The sequence below is a fragment of the Novosphingobium terrae genome (assembly GCF_017163935.1).
Taxonomy (GTDB): domain Bacteria; phylum Pseudomonadota; class Alphaproteobacteria; order Sphingomonadales; family Sphingomonadaceae; genus Novosphingobium; species Novosphingobium terrae.
Genome location: NZ_JABVZR010000001.1, coordinates 1,684,371 through 1,699,046 on the forward strand (window position 1 = coordinate 1,684,371; position 14,676 = coordinate 1,699,046).

13 protein-coding genes are annotated in these 14,676 nt (G+C 59.0%); 3 read left to right on the forward strand and 10 right to left on the reverse strand.

What is annotated here, in order from left to right; genetic code table 11:
* Positions 1–206: 206 nt before the first annotated feature.
* The 6 genes from HGK27_RS07630 to HGK27_RS07655 all read right to left on the reverse strand — a co-directional run bounded on the left by HGK27_RS07630 (position 207) and on the right by HGK27_RS07655 (position 6,672).
* Positions 207–1,013: a hypothetical protein gene (locus HGK27_RS07630; RefSeq protein ID WP_206239986.1), complete on the reverse strand. Its 807-nt coding sequence runs from the start codon at positions 1,011–1,013 to the stop codon at positions 207–209.
* Between the two features lie 181 nt (positions 1,014–1,194).
* On the reverse strand, positions 1,195–2,490 hold the full coding sequence (locus HGK27_RS07635; protein WP_206239987.1) for a DUF763 domain-containing protein: 1,296 nt from the start codon (positions 2,488–2,490) through the stop codon (positions 1,195–1,197).
* Entirely contained in the window at positions 2,487–3,617 is a 1,131-nt protein-coding gene (gene dinB, locus HGK27_RS07640; protein WP_206239988.1) for a DNA polymerase IV, read from the reverse strand. Before dinB ends, HGK27_RS07635 begins: the two co-directional genes overlap by 4 nt.
* Before the next feature lie 118 nt (positions 3,618–3,735).
* Positions 3,736–4,470 carry a Crp/Fnr family transcriptional regulator gene (locus HGK27_RS07645; protein ID WP_206239989.1) on the reverse strand — a complete coding sequence of 245 codons (735 nt, stop codon included), beginning with the start codon at positions 4,468–4,470 and terminating at the stop codon, positions 3,736–3,738.
* Positions 4,471–4,885: 415 nt separating this feature from the next.
* Entirely contained in the window at positions 4,886–5,737 is an 852-nt protein-coding gene (locus tag HGK27_RS07650) for an SDR family oxidoreductase (protein ID WP_206239990.1), read from the reverse strand.
* Between the two features lie 326 nt (positions 5,738–6,063).
* Positions 6,064–6,672 carry a flavodoxin family protein gene (locus tag HGK27_RS07655; protein WP_206242929.1) on the reverse strand — a complete coding sequence of 203 codons (609 nt, stop codon included), beginning with the start codon at positions 6,670–6,672 and terminating at the stop codon, positions 6,064–6,066.
* A gap of 583 nt (positions 6,673–7,255) precedes the next feature.
* Between HGK27_RS07655 and HGK27_RS07660 the strand changes: the two genes are divergently transcribed.
* Complete coding sequence (locus HGK27_RS07660) at positions 7,256–9,094, forward strand: glycoside hydrolase family 15 protein (protein ID WP_206239991.1); 1,839 nt, start codon at positions 7,256–7,258, stop codon at positions 9,092–9,094.
* A gap of 18 nt (positions 9,095–9,112) precedes the next feature.
* On the opposite strand, the gene HGK27_RS07665 is transcribed toward HGK27_RS07660, so the two are convergent.
* Positions 9,113–9,490: a winged helix-turn-helix transcriptional regulator gene (locus HGK27_RS07665; protein WP_206239992.1), complete on the reverse strand. Its 378-nt coding sequence runs from the start codon at positions 9,488–9,490 to the stop codon at positions 9,113–9,115.
* Positions 9,491–9,604: 114 nt separating this feature from the next.
* Between HGK27_RS07665 and HGK27_RS07670 the strand changes: the two genes are divergently transcribed.
* Entirely contained in the window at positions 9,605–10,666 is a 1,062-nt protein-coding gene (locus HGK27_RS07670; RefSeq protein ID WP_206239993.1) for an SDR family oxidoreductase, read from the forward strand.
* Positions 10,667–10,856: 190 nt separating this feature from the next.
* On the opposite strand, the gene HGK27_RS07675 is transcribed toward HGK27_RS07670, so the two are convergent.
* A complete protein-coding gene (locus HGK27_RS07675) occupies positions 10,857–11,156 on the reverse strand; it encodes a hypothetical protein (RefSeq protein ID WP_206239994.1) in 300 nt (99 codons plus the stop codon).
* Between the two features lie 55 nt (positions 11,157–11,211).
* Complete coding sequence (locus HGK27_RS07680) at positions 11,212–11,748, reverse strand: inorganic diphosphatase (protein WP_206239995.1); 537 nt, start codon at positions 11,746–11,748, stop codon at positions 11,212–11,214.
* A gap of 339 nt (positions 11,749–12,087) precedes the next feature.
* On the opposite strand from HGK27_RS07680, the gene HGK27_RS07685 reads away from it, so the two are divergent.
* Complete coding sequence (locus HGK27_RS07685; protein ID WP_206239996.1) at positions 12,088–12,426, forward strand: hypothetical protein; 339 nt, start codon at positions 12,088–12,090, stop codon at positions 12,424–12,426.
* A 291-nt stretch (positions 12,427–12,717) separates the two neighbouring features.
* Here HGK27_RS07685 and HGK27_RS07690 read toward each other — a convergent pair whose 3' ends face one another.
* Entirely contained in the window at positions 12,718–14,673 is a 1,956-nt protein-coding gene (locus tag HGK27_RS07690; RefSeq protein ID WP_241126923.1) for a hybrid sensor histidine kinase/response regulator, read from the reverse strand.
* Between the last annotated feature and the right edge of the window lie 3 nt (positions 14,674–14,676).

The window sequence follows — 14,676 nt, forward strand, 5'->3', positions numbered from 1 at the left end:
CCTGCTGGGTCTGCCCCATCGATTGACCCGCTCGGTCAGCGACGCCCGACAGATACGGTCGCTACCAGGACAATGGTGGTGCTGTGGCGTCTGCAGGCCGCGTCATGACAAAGTTCTGGAACGAAAATATCCATGCCGCCCGTGAATTTGCCGACGCAATCCCTTTGTGGTGATCGCGTCGGCTCTTACCGTTTTGAGGACGGTGATCAGCGCAAGTGGACCCGGTCTTCGTGATCGTCACGCTGCCGACCACCATAGGCGGCTGCCACGCTGGCGATGAAAGCGCCAATTACCATCGACAGGGCGGTGAAGAAGCTGATCGCTGCAGAAACCTTGCGCGCCTTGTCAGCCGCCTCGCGGAGCGACTGCATTGCGGTGTCGAGACGCTTCTGAGCTTCCTGCGGTTCCAGCCCGGTCTGTGCTGCAACCTGGTTGGCGACGTAGTTCTTGTCGTCCACACTCAAATCGTCCCCACGAGCCAGAAGGCGAGCAATTTCAGCGCGCACCGTTCCGTCCGATGCGCTGGCCCCAGGATGTGCGGAACGCAGCAGCGTATCCGTCGCATAACTTGCTGAAGTCGCCGTAGCGCTTGAAGCTGTGCCGGAAGCTGAGCTGGCGGCATTGAGGGCAACAGCGGAAATCACCGCTGCCGACACCGCCCAGGCAAGAAGGCCGTGGGCTGTATCGCGGAAGAAGACCTCATCAGTGTGAACGTTGGTCCAGCGGGTGCGCAACCGGCCCGTGATGTATCCGCCGAGGAACGAGGACAACCATTGGGTCACGATCAACCAGATCCCGGCACCGATGGCAAAGGTTGAAGCTGCCACACCGGCGCCCGGCCATGGTGAAGCGATCGCAAAGCCAAGTCCGGAGCCGAGCGCAAGCAGGATCAATGTGGTCGCGAGGGCCACGACTGCGCCGGCAAAGACCGGCCCCCAGTTAACCGCTGAGCGGTTGGATTCGATAAGGCCACGCGACGCGTGGACAGGATCGAGGTCAGAAATTGTTGCCATTCTCGCCTCCCTTAATGCCAGAGCAGCAGCAAGATGATGATGACGGGAATTGGAACGCCTAACAGCCAGAGCAAAATGGGCATGCTGTGCCTCCTCTTATCGCGCGCATGGAGCGCCACGTCTGTGAGGCAGAAACCTGCGGCAGCGGCTTTGGGTCCATTCAGTTCGCAGCGGTTCACATTCAGCTTTTGGAGTTTTTGCATGTTTCCAGCGATCGACCCTGATCTTTCCACTCTGGACCAATTGGCGGTTCCCAGCCAAAGACACTGCGCCCCCCGTATTCGTGGGATCGGTTCCGCTCTTCGTTGATCAGCGCTTCAAACGAAGGCCCCGTGGCCGTCCGCTCGAGCCGCCGCGCCTGCTCATCCAGGCGGCGGATCGCAGCCAGTTTTTCATCATGTCCGAGCCTGGCGGTGCTGACAGCGGATTTCATCACGGCGATCGTCTTGTCATAAACTTTCGTCGGAACCGGGAAGGGGTGTCTATCCTTGCCGCCGTGGGCCAAGGAAAAACGAGCTGGATCGCTAAAACGACAGGGGGCTCCGTGGACAATTTCGGCCACCATCGCGAGCGAGCGCACCGTCCGCGCCCCGATGCCGGGCACCAAAAGCAATTCGGCGAAATCTTCAGGACCACGGTCAGCGGCAGCGGCAAGGGCGCCATACAAGCGCCGTGTCACGATATCGTCAGGACGAACGTCGTGATGATCGGGCATCACCAGATGCGGCAGGAGAGGTTGTGCGATCGGCAGAGGCGCCGCGGTATCACGCGGAGCTACTCGGCTCAGCTCACGCAGAATTCCGTCAGGGCCCATACGATGCAGCAGATCAAGCTGTCCTTGCCGTGACGACAAAGCTCTTCTGTCCGTGAGATTGACGATCTTGCCCTGGTCGCGCCCCTCGATAGCAGCATGAGGCGCCTCGACGAAACTCTCCAGCCCCTCAGAGAGCCAGTGGTAACGGCGAGCCTGCTTTCGGCTGCCGTTCATGCCCTGCTGGACCACCACCCAACGGCCGTCATTAGCGACGATAAAGCTGTGAAGGTAGAGTTCGAAACCATCCTGCACTGCCGCGCTGTCGACCTTTGCGACCAAGCGGCTTGATCGAGCAAGGCTGCTGCCATCGAGGCCCGTACGCTCTCCGATCGCAGTCAATTCCGAGGGTGTTGCCCGGCTGTGCTTACCGCGCCCGCCACAGACATGGATGCCAAGCTCTCCAGAGAGAGGGGCAAGGCCACGCTTCAAGGCGCCGAGCACACTGGTGGTAATCCCGGAGGAATGCCAGTCCATGCCCATCACGGCGCCAAAGGACTGAAACCAAAACGGATGGGCGAGGCGGCGCAGAAACTCATCGCGTCCGTACTCCAGGATGATCGCCTCGACAATAACGGCACCAAGACGGGTCATCCTTTGCCCGAGCCAGGCTGGAACACGCCCGCCATGCAGGGGCATGTCGGCGCTACCGGCCCGCTTGCTCATGCGAGCACCTGTCCGGGCATACCGGTTGGGGCAGTCCTATCCATTTCCATTGGGAAAAGGGGGAGCGCAGGCTCCTGGTCAAGGGCGGAGGTTTCGAAATTCGAGACGGTGACGCCGACCAGCCTGATCCCCTTTTCCGGCGGATAAATTGAGCGGACGAGATCGAGACTCGCCCGCCGCAACATGGCCTTGCTCGTGATGGCAACGGTGTGGCTGCGGCTGCGTGTGATGGTCCGAAAGTCCTTGAATTTGATCTTGACGGTAGCTGTACGGCCGTAGGCTCCGGCGCGCTCGCACCATTCCCACACATCATCAGCCATCTGCAACACGCCCGCTTCGATTTCCGCAGGCTGGGTCAGATCACGATCGAAGGTTGTTTCCGAGCCGGAGGACTTGCGCACACGATTTGGATTGACCGGACGATGATCCTCTCCCCGAGCGATAGCATAGTACCAATCGGCCGTGCTGCCGAAGTGCTGCTCGAGAAACATGAGCGATTTCGCGCGTAGATCGGCGCCGGTCTCGATGCCAAGCCGCTGCATCTTGGCTGCTGTCTTCGGGCCGACGCCATGGAACCGCGAAACGGGCAGAGTCTCGACCCACGTCTGTCCCATCTCCGGTGTCACCGCAAACTGCCCATTAGGCTTGCGGTGATCCGAGGCAAGCTTGGCCAGAAACTTGTTGTAGGAGATGCCCGCCGACGCCGTCAGGCCCGTTTCCTCCAGGATACGTGCGCGGATGGCCTTGGCCGTGAGCCATGCCGTTGGAAGCCCCGCCCGGTTGTCGGTGACATCGAGATAAGCTTCATCAAGGGAGAGCGGCTGGATGAGGTCTGTAAACTGCTCGAAGATGGCATGGATTTGCCGCGAGACCGATTTGTAGACGTCGAAGCGCGGCGGCACGAAAATCAGCTCCGGACAGCGACGTAGCGCGGTGACGGAAGGGAGTGCTGATTTCACACCAAACTTTCGAGCCTCATAGCTGGCGGCGGCCACAACGCCGCGCGTGGCGCCATGGCCGACCGCGACCGGCCGTCCACGCAGAGACGGATCATCGCGCTGTTCAACGGAGGCGAAGAACGCGTCCATGTCGACGTGAATGATCTTGCGAGTCGGCTGCTGGCTCATACAGCGCGGTCTAGCACAATAAGAACGTACGGGGAACGATAAGCGCGCTCGGCTGATCGGCGGCAATGCTGGAGAGGTTAATTCGAGGGTAGCCTCCGTGCTCCACCGGGGATCGACATCAGGATGGCTGTCCCAGCCGATCCCATGCCGCATGCCCGGCTTTGTCGGGCACAAACCCGGCGGTCAGCCTACGCAAGCTGGCTGCATCTTTGATAATCATGTGCCCGCGTTCACGCTCGATATAGCCGGTTTCATCCAAACGCCGAAAAGTACGGTTCACATGGACCGGGGTCAGCCCCAGCAACTCGCCCACCTGTACCTGCGTGAGTGGAAAATCAAATCCAGCATCTTTTACTAAATGGGCTGCCTGTAATCGATCATGAAGATCGAGCAGGAAGGTGGTAACTCTTTCCATGGCAGAAGCTGCTCCTACCCAAGAAAGATTTTGCATCAGTGCAACCCGCTCGAGTTGGGAACTCAGAAACATCGCGACGGAGAGTCGCGGTGCATTTTCGAACATGCGTCCGATCATCAGATTGGGAATAGTGCAGAAGGTGATGTCGGTGACCGCTTCCAACGTCTCCACAGCTTTGGAAAGAGAAAGGCTGGGGAAGCCAAGCATGTCACCGGGCAGATGGATTTTTGCGATCTGCCGTTTACCCCCGCGAAGGATCAGGGAAGAACCGACCCACCCTTCCAGGAGGAAAAAGACGCCATGGACGGGATCTCCTTCCCTGCGAATACAATGCCCTCGTGCAAGCTGGCGCCGATCGCTCAGCCATCCACGGGCGATGGTTAGTTCATGCTGGGTGAGAGGTACAAATTCTTCAAGTCGATGGTAGGGTGGCTGCATGCATCTCTCCCGAGGTGCGCTGCCCTTCCTTCAACATCCAGTTTCTTGCATTAACCTAAGTTACTTACGACAAAATATGAGGATGGCAAATTAACATAGGTTATTAATCCATTGTCAGGTCGGCTGCGGATGACCGGTTCGAGCTTTGAATGGGCTCTAGAAACATTTCTCAACTCCGAATAACGCAGGAGATCTAGAAAAAATTTTCTGGTGAGTACCGTAGCTCTGCGGGATCGGTAACGGGGCATCGGATGGCTATATCCTGGCAGGTACCCACTGACAGGGGGCGTTTTGATATTAGGCGGTTAGCAATGGGAGCCGTTCGTCAGATGGCACCCGGAAGCGCAGACATTTTTCGTAGGAGCCTTCGTTCAGATGCCCTGCCAAAGCGAGACTGAAGAGATTTGCTCACGGCTCAACCATTGACCACGCTGCCACCATTCGGGTGTAGCACTTGTCCAGACATATAGCTGGCATCTTCACAGGCTAGGAACAGGAACGCCGGGGCAACTTCATTGGGTTCACCATGTCGCTTCATGGGGGTCTTCTCGCCAAAATGCTTAATCTTCTCAGGATCGGCCCCCCCACAGGGATTGAGAGGCGTCCAGATCGGACCTGGAGCGACGGCATTGACCCTGATGCCTTCGCCGATAAGGTTCTCCGAGAGTGAACGGGTGAAGGCGGTGATTGCACCCTTGGTAGCGCTGTAATCGAGCAGATTGCTTGCCCCCTGATACATTGTTACCGAGGTACAATTGACGATTGCAGCACCGCTCTGGAGGTAAGGGCGCACCGCTTGCACCATATGGAACGTCCCGAAAATATTGGTCTGAAACGTCCGTAGAAGCTGTTCCTCGGCGATGTCGGTGATATCCTCATCGGGGTGCTGCTCACCCGCGTTGTTGACCAGAATGTCGATCTGGCCAAACACCTCCAACACGCGTTGGGCCACATGTTCGCACATCTTGCGCGATCCGACATCGGCCTTGATGGTGACGGCACGGCCGCCTTCCATCTCGACGATACGCTGTGTTTCTGCTGCATCATCGTCTTCCAGCAGATAAACTATGGCTACATGCGCGCCTTCGCGCGCGAATAAAGCCGCAACTGCCCGTCCGATGCCGCTGTCGGCCCCAGTGATGATCGCCACTTTGCCCTTCAATCGGTCCGACCCGCGATAGCGTGGTTGCCATTCCGGCTTGGGGCTCAGCTTGCTCTCGTGGCCCGGCAACGGATCCTCATGGATCATTTCCTGAATTTTGGTCATGACGCTGTTCCTGATTACGGGCCTGTGATCCCGGGTCTATGGCACAGCATGTTGAAGGTTCTGGCCCCTGCACAGTTCCATCGGAACCAACCTAGGTTATGCAAGTTCTCGAAAATTGCGTGCCCGGCCCTGGGAGTCGGCTGCCGGGCACGCAAGGTTCGGCCGGGAAGGGGATTACTTCCTGGACAGGCTTGGCCGAATACGGCTGGATTGCCCCGGCAGGGGGCGACCAGATCGGGACAATCCTGCGTTGTGAACAGGCGGTTGGGTGGATCGTTCCGCGAAATCGTCTGCATCCCAACCCATGATAGGAAGGCTAAAAGCTTCTAGCCCGGATAGGGCGTCTGTTTGAGTAAATCGGCCAGATGGGAGGCATTGGCAGCCAGCATGCCGGCGGTTTTGCTCACCATGTCGGGCGTGCTGGCCAGATCCTTGAAATCCGTTGAGCCCATGGCCTCGCCTACCCAATAGCACACCGCGATCGGCGGGATGGTCCACCCGACATCGTTGAGCGCCTGGAACAGCTGCGATGAGGCGTAATGCGCGCCGTCCTCATTGCCCACGATGGCGGCAACAGCCAGCTTGCCGTAACTGGGCATGCGGCCTTTCTCATCTGTCTCCTCCAGGAAAGCGTCCATGCGTTCCAGGACACGCTTGGCCACGCTTCCGAGCTGACCAAGCCAGATGGGACTGCCGAAGATCACGATATCGTGCGCCAAGATCTTGGTCCGTAGTGCTGGCCAATCGTCGCCATCCCCCTCATCAGAGCTGACGCCAGGCTTAATGTTCAGCGCGGCGACGCGCACGGTTTCAGTCAGCTCAACGCCTTTGACGGAAAATGCCTGCTCCAGGACCGTGATCAACGCGTCGGTGGAAGAAGCTTGCGCCGGATCGGACTTGAGGGTGCAGTTGAGGGCCAAGGCTTTGAGCATGATCTTCGCTTTCTGCTGGGACTGCGCATCGCATCTCCGGGATAAGGAGGTGATCAGCACGCCATCCATATGGCTTGCCATCCACGATGTTAGGAGGCAGGAATCTTTTTTGTTCCTCAGCGATGGAATGGCATCTGTCGGAACGAGAGACTTCTGCGATCGTAAAATCTCCCTATAGCGCCTGAAACATTACCAGGCCCCTCTAGCGCAGTGAGCAGTTTGGTTGCGTGCGGGAAACTCTGCGACCTTTCAACCGGAGTTTCAAAACGGCGAGCAACCGTTTTAGGCTGGCCAACAATCCACAAAGTGAACGGCTGGTGCCGCCAGAATCGACGGATCAAAGAGCGGGTGGGAATTCTAAGTCGGGACTGGACGGCATGGCCGGGGTGACAGACCGCCCTGATTTCCAGAGCGGCATTGCTGGTTTTGTTCCGTTCATCGAATTGCCTCAAAGGGAAGGGTTTTGCCTTTGGAACTTGGGAAGCAGCCAGCCATATCCGTTGCATGAAAAATTGTGCCGATCAGCAGTTCACGCAGTACATGGGCCGGTCCAAATGACGGGCGCGAGATATGGAATGATAGCGCTTTGACCGCCTCGGCAGGCCGACCTCGCAGGATCGAGGATTATGCACTGCTCAGTTCCACCGAGAGTGCGGCGCTGGTGCATCGCAACGGCACCATCGAATGGCTGTGCCTACCCTCCTTCGATTCCGAAGCGATCTTTGCCGCATTGCTCGGCACCCCGGAACATGGCGCGTGGGATCTGGGGCCGCGCGATCCGCGGGCGCGCCTGTCGCGCCGCTATTTGCCCGATACGATGATCCTTGAAACCACCATCGAAACCAACAGCGGCAAGGCGGTGGTCTGTGATTTCATGCCGGTACCTGTGCGTGATGGGACGCATGAACTGATCCGCATCGTGCGTGGGGTCGAGGGCCGGGTGGAGATGTCCACGCAACTGCGCCTGCGCTTCAACTATGGTGCATGGAAGCCTTGGGTCGAGCGCAAGGAGGGGGCGATCTATGCCGTCGCCGGGCCCGATGCAGTGCGGCTGAGCAGCACCATTGATTTGACGAACGCGGATTTTTCTACCCAAGCCCAATTTACGGTGACCGAGGGCCAGACCGTAACAGCGACGCTGGAATATTACCCCTCGCATATCAAGCCGCCGATCCCTCGCGATCCGGTTTCGCTGCTGCGCCATACCCAAGCGGTTTGGCAGACTTGGGCGAAGCAGGGCAGCTATCGGGGCCCCTATGGCGATATGGTGAGCCGCTCGCTGTTGACGCTCAAGGCGCTGACCTATGCGCCGACGGGGGGCATCGTCGCTGCGCCCACCACCTCGTTGCCTGAGAAGCCGGGCGGGGTGCGCAACTGGGATTACCGCTTTTGCTGGCTGCGCGATGCGGTTCTCACCATCTATGCGTTGACGGCCTCGGGCTATCACGAAGAAGCCGGCGCCTGGCGTTGGTGGCTGATGCGCGCCACAGCAGGCGCTCCCGAGGAACTGCAGATCATGTATGGCCTGCGCGGCGAGCGGCGCCTGACCGAGATCACCCTCGACCATCTTCCCGGCTTTGCCGACAGCCGCCCGGTGCGCATCGGAAATGCCGCGCATGACCAGTTGCAGCTCGATGTCTATGGCGCTGTGCTGGGGGCCTTCGATGCGGCTCGGCGCGGTGGGCTGGCGGATATGGATGTGGTCTGGCCGGTGCAGCGCGCCATCGCCAAGAACCTGCTGGAGCTATGGAGGCAGCCTGATTCCGGCATCTGGGAGGTGCGCGGCCCGGTGCGTCACTTCGTCTATTCCAAGGTGATGTGCTGGTTCGCCTTCGACCGCATGGTGGCCAGCGCCGAGGATTTCGCTCTGGATGGCCCGGTCGAGGACTGGCGCGCCGCGCGCGATGCGATCCATGCCGAAATCTGCGAGAAGGGCTTCGATACCGCCAGCAACAGCTTCGTGCAATATTATGGCGCCGACCGTGTCGATGCCGCGCTGCTGCAGCTGCCGACGCTGGGCTTTCTGCCGCCCGACGATCCGCGCATGCTGGGCACTATCGAGCGTGTCGAGCGCGAGTTGCTCAAGGATGGCGTGGTCTATCGCTATCGCACCGATGAGGGCGATGTCGATGGCTTGCCGGGCGATGAGGGCGCCTTCCTGGCCTGCAGCTTCTGGCTCTGTGATGCCTATGCTTTGTCCGGGCGGGTGCAGGATGCGCGAGATTTGTTCGAGCGGCTGCTCACCTATGGCAATGATCTGGGCCTCTTTGCCGAGGAATATGATCCCAAGGCGGGTTGCCTGCTTGGGAATTTTCCGCAGGCGTTCAGCCATTTCGCGTTGATCAACTCGGCCCATACGCTGGCTGGCCTGGAGAGTGGGGTAGCTGGACATCTGGCCGATGATGGGCCTGATCGGAGCGAATAAGGCGGCTGGAAAGCCTGACTACCAGCGTGACCGGGCCCCGCGCGGCAGGGCATCAAGCGCATCGGCGTTGCGGCGAGCCCAGTCATACAGCAGCTCGATGGGCTCGATAAAGCGCAGGCCAAGTGGGGTCAGCTCATATTCCACGGCGGGCGGGATGGTGCCGTGCACATGGCGGGTCACCAACTGGCGCTCCTCCATGTCGCGCAGGGTCTGGGTCAGCATCTTCTTGGAAATGTCGGGCAGGGATCGCAGCAGCACGCCGGTCCGCGCTTTCCCACCATGGCGCACATGCAGCGTGTGCAGGATCATGCTTAGCCATTTGGTGCTGAACAGGTCGAGCGTGCGGCGCGGGGCGCAATCCTCGCGCCATGCCTCTTCGGGGGAGCCTGCCTTCATGGGGTGTTGATCGTCATGGTGGGAACCTTTCGGTGCCTATGTCCCTAAAAGGTGCCTTCTAGCGCGCGCCTCCGCGCATGCCTAGGTGCTGCCTTGCAAGCTAAGGAGACGGTGATGAGCAAGACAGCGCTGGTGGTGGGATCAAGCGGCATCGTGGGCAGCGCGACAGCCGATCTGCTGGTGCGCGAGGGCTGGGCCGTGCTCGGTCTGGCGCGCCATCCGGTCGCGCAGCAGGGCGTGATCCCCCTTGCCGCCGATCTGCAGGATGACGCGTCCCTCGGCGCGGCTCTGGCTGGCCACCGGCCCGATGCGGTGTTCATCGCCACCTGGTCGCGGCAGGCCAGCGAGGCGCAGAACATCCGCGTCAATGCCGCGATGATCCGCAACCTGCTCGATGCGCTGCGCCCGGCGGGCAGCGTGGCGCATGTCGCGCTGGTGACGGGGCTCAAGCATTATCTCGGGCCGTTCGAGGCCTATGGGCAGGGCGCGCTGCCCGCCACTCCGTTCCGCGAGGAGCAAGGCCGTCTCGATGTCGAGAATTTCTATTACGCGCAGGAGGACGAGCTCTTCGCCGCCGCCGCGCGAGACGGTTTCGGCTGGAGCGTCCATCGCCCGCACACGGTCATCGGCAAGGCGGTGGGCAATGCGATGAACATGGGGACCACGCTGGCGGCCTATGCTGCGCTGTGCCGAGAGACTGGTCGTCCCTTCCGCTTCCCCGGATCATCGGCGCAGTGGAGCGGCTTGACCGATATGACCGATGCCCGCCTGCTGGCCCGCCATCTGTTGTGGGCGGCCTCAACACCGCAGGCGTGCGATCAGGCCTTCAACGTGGTCAATGGTGATGTCTTCCGTTGGAGTTGGATGTGGGGGCGCATCGCCGACTGGTTCGGGCTGACACCGGCTCCTTTCGATGGCGAGATCCTCCCGCTGGAGGTGCAGATGGCCCAGGATGCCTCGATCTGGCGCAGTCTTGCCCAGCGCGAGCAGTTGGCCGAGGCGGATTTGTCTCGTCTGGCGAGCCCATGGCACACCGATGCCGATCTTGGGCGCCCGATCGAGGTTGTCACCGATATGAGCAAAAGCCGCAAGCTGGGCTTCTCGGCCTACCAAGCGACCGATGAAGCCTTCATCGAGCTGTTCAGCCGCTTGCGGACCGATCACTTGATTCCATGATCGAGGCGCGAAAGGTCAAAAAACAGAAGGATGAGTAATCCCGGGCGAGAGCTAGTCCCGCACTCGCCACAAATCCTGCCCGACTAGACATCGTGCTATCTGTGGTGGTAGCTGCTCTGATTGAGGTGTTGATTTTGCGCGCAGGGGAATTCCTGGTTCGACTGAGCGTTACTCCGCTCGGCCATCCGCCTCACCTTGATTGGTTCGATCGGTTGCCACCGTGTAGAAGGCGCTTCCGTGCCTGATCTGTTTCATCCTGATCGCTTGCGATGGTCTTCTCGACCTTTTCACGAACACTCTCAAAACCCCCTGCTGCGGGATTTTCGCCAGAGTTCTCGGCATTCTTCCTGTTTTTGGTCATAGCTTCCTCACCGGGCGGTTCAATAAAGCAAGCGGCGAAGATGCCGAACGTTCCTTGATCAAACCACATGGGGCCGGAATTCAAATCAGCAAAGCGGGGTATTCTTTTGCGACTGAGGTGGATGAGCATTCGCAACCGAAGGTGCTTTTGGAGGTCGGTTGGCAAGAGCAGGGTGGACGTCAGTCTAGAGGGGGGAGTGACTGGAAGCCGATCTGATAAGTGCCGCAGCACGCTCGGGCCCCGCCGTGGTTATGACCTTGAAACCTTTGCCTTTGAGGGCATTGTAGTTGGTAAAAAACCTTCCGAGATGATCGATAAAGAGGGTCCCCAGATCGTCGAGTTGCGCGGCACCTTCATACGAGATTGATTGATCGACCCGCGCCAACAAGCGATCATTCCTTATAACTCTACCATCTCTTTCTGTTTGCTCTGCCTCGATCACACCGAGAAGCCGGACATTGGCGAGACAGCCAACCACAGATGGTTCATCTCCCAGCACCAGAACGTCAAGCGGGTCACCGTCTTGCCCGAGTGTAGAAGGAATGAAGCCAAAATCGAGGGGAAAGCTCATACCGACCGGCAAAAGGCCAGTCAGTTCGAATGCTTCGACCTCCTGCTCATAGGTATACTTTGACCGGCTGCCTTTCGGGGTCTCGATGATGGCTCTGCAGGTCAAGGCTGAAACGTCAAGCCGGTGATCAAGCCGTGCGAAATTGGTCAACTCTACTCTCCCTTTTTTAATAGTTTACTGACGAACCCGTCGACTCATTCATCGATAGGGGGCTCGACCTTTGCTTGCCAAACTGCCGGGTGTCCGGCTGCGAGCCACCACCATGTCGGGCTTACTGAAAGTGGATGGCTCGCAGCCGATGCCCTCGACGCTTAGGCGTTCGGAGGTGGGATCGCGCGCAATCCGCTCAACAAGACTCAACCCAGAAGTTGGCAATGCCTGTCCTTCGCGAACAGACATTTTTGAGCTCACTGATTAGGAGAAGCACAACCCCTTCAAGGAGTTCCCCTGAATTCTTCGGTGCTTCCGATACGGCGGTGAAGAGCGGTCATGTCCATCGGATGGCATTTAACCGCACCTAAAAAAATCTTACACCTCTACTATAGCATGTTTAGTGGATGTATGTTTTATTTTAAATTTAGGAATATAAGAAAATTTTGCGTAGATTTTTGTGCGATCGGCCATGATCGTTTTGGATCTATGGCGAGATGTTGGAAAAGGGGTATATATCTGATCAAAGATAATTTTGCGACGAGAGGGAGTAATTTTCACGAAGGCCGTATGAACCGGGCCAGCGACTACAAAGACGCAGAAGATCCGGAACACCGCTTCTTCCAGACCATTGCATCGCAAGTAGCAGTTGAGAGGATGGAATATGGCTGTCGGTGAGCTAACGAGAATGCAGTGGCACGACCTGAGTGCGAAATGCCAGCTGGCATCGACATCTGCGAAATCACTGATGAACAGCCCCGGCTTTCAGGATCTGGCGATCCGACATGCCCAGGCGGTACTCAATTACCTTTGGAAACTCGGGTTCCGTCCATCAGATGGAGCGGCTTCTTACGAACGCTTTTCCGGAGTTAAGGAGCTGTAGGCAACCACTAACCGGGTCACTCACCTGCCTTGCCGGGCGGGTGGCTGATGCCGCCATGCCCACGAAAATGGCCTGGAGGGGCTGCTTCAATCTTCACGGAGCACGGCGCGCGGGATCATGTCGATTGCATCACGTAATGCCTGCGCCAGCATGTCCTGTGTGAAGGGCTTACCGAGCTTGATCAGGTGCCGATTTCCAACTCCGGCAAGATCCCCATACCCGCTTGCTAGAATGATCGGCAGATCGCTGCGCTCCAGATTTACCAATTCCGCCAGCTGCGAGCCGGTCATACCTGGCATTGCGTGGTCTGTGATCAACACGTCGATGCCAGGGTCCTGGCGAAGCATTTCAAGCGCCTCCTCACCCGAACCGGCTTCGAGTACCTGATGACCGAGATCCTCGAGGAGATCTGCGGTGTTCATCAGAATGAGCCCATCGTCGTCGACCGCAAGAACCTTGAGCGACGGGGCGTGATCGCCGATTGCCTCCTTGACCGGTGCAGGATTGGTGAGACCATGCTCAAGAGGAGCCAAAGGCAGCCAGAGAGTCGCTCGTGTCCCTACGCCGAGGGTGCTCTCCAGCGTGAAGCCACCGCCGAGTTGCTCGGCAAGGCCATGGATCATTGAAAGGCCAAGGCCGGTGCCCTTGCCGACCCCCTTCGTCGTGAAAAATGGCTCGGTTGCGCGCTCAAGCGTCGCCTTGTCCATACCGGTGCCCCTGTCGATCACCGAGATGGCAATGTAAGCACCGGGCGTGAGCTGACTGTTTTCGAGATGAGCGTGCTCCTTGAGACGTGCCTCAATCGTGATTGGGCCGCCCGTGGGCATCGCATCGCGTGCATTTACCGTGAGGTTGAGGATCGCCATCTCAATCTGATTGACGTCCGCCATGACTGAGGGGAGCTGGGGTGAGACGTCGAGCTCGAGTGACCAGGCCGGCCCCAACGTGCGGGTCACCAGCTCCTTCATACCTTCGACGACGACGGCCATATCGAGGGGGCGCGTGGTGAGATCCTGTCGACGTGCAAATGCAAGCATGCGCTGCGTGAGGGACGCCCCGCGTTCAGCGCCCTGCATTGCGCCATCGATCAGGCGATCGGTTGCGGGATCGGAGGGAATTCGCTTGCGCAGCAAAATCAGGCTGCTGGTGATCGCCATCAGGAGATTGTTGAAGTCATGGGCAATTCCGCCCGTCAGTTGCCCGACAGCTTCCATCTTCTGAGCCTGACGCAAAGCATCTTCGGCCTTATGTCTGACTGCGACCTCTTCCTCGACCCGGGCTTCCAGCTTTTCGCTCCAGGAGCGCAATTCAGCTTCCTGCTCCTTGGCGACGGTGATATCGTAAATCACGCCAACCAGTCGATATCCGGCTCCCTCGCGCATAATTTCGCCACGCCGGGCGATCCAGCGCAAAGCGCCGTCGCTGGATCGGCGAATACAAAATTCGCGATCAACTGTGTCGGGAACGGTGCCGTCGCCAGGGCCAGGGATCAAGGGGACTGATGCGTCCTCAAGCAGCCCGTTGATGGTCTGAACAGGCAGCACGGAGGTCGGATGCAACCCCAGCACGCGGCAGAATTCATCGGAAACGGACGCCGTGGCGAAACCATCGATATATTCAAAACTTCCGATACCGCCGGCGCTCTGAGCGATCCGCAGTTTTTCTTCAGCTCGCTTGCGTTCGGTGATGTCGACCAGCAGCCCGGTAAAGCGCACCGGCTGGTCATTGTCGTCGAGGTGGCATTGTCCACGACCGTGCATCCAGAGCGTGTTACCGCCCGGCGTAATTACACGAAAATCCTTGGTGAAAAGTTCCGCGCCGGCCAGCATGCCCGCAACGGCAATGCGGATGCGCGAGCGGTCATCCGGATGGATCGCCTGAAAGAAGACCGATGTCGGGAAGTCGCTCTCGAGTTCGACTGCCGGCAGGCCGTAAAGCTCGGCGAAATGCTCGTCCACATGCAGCCGGTCACCGGGAATATCCCAAGCCCATGTCCCGCTCGCACCGGACAGGATCGAGCCAAAGGGGAGAGTTGCTCGCATGGT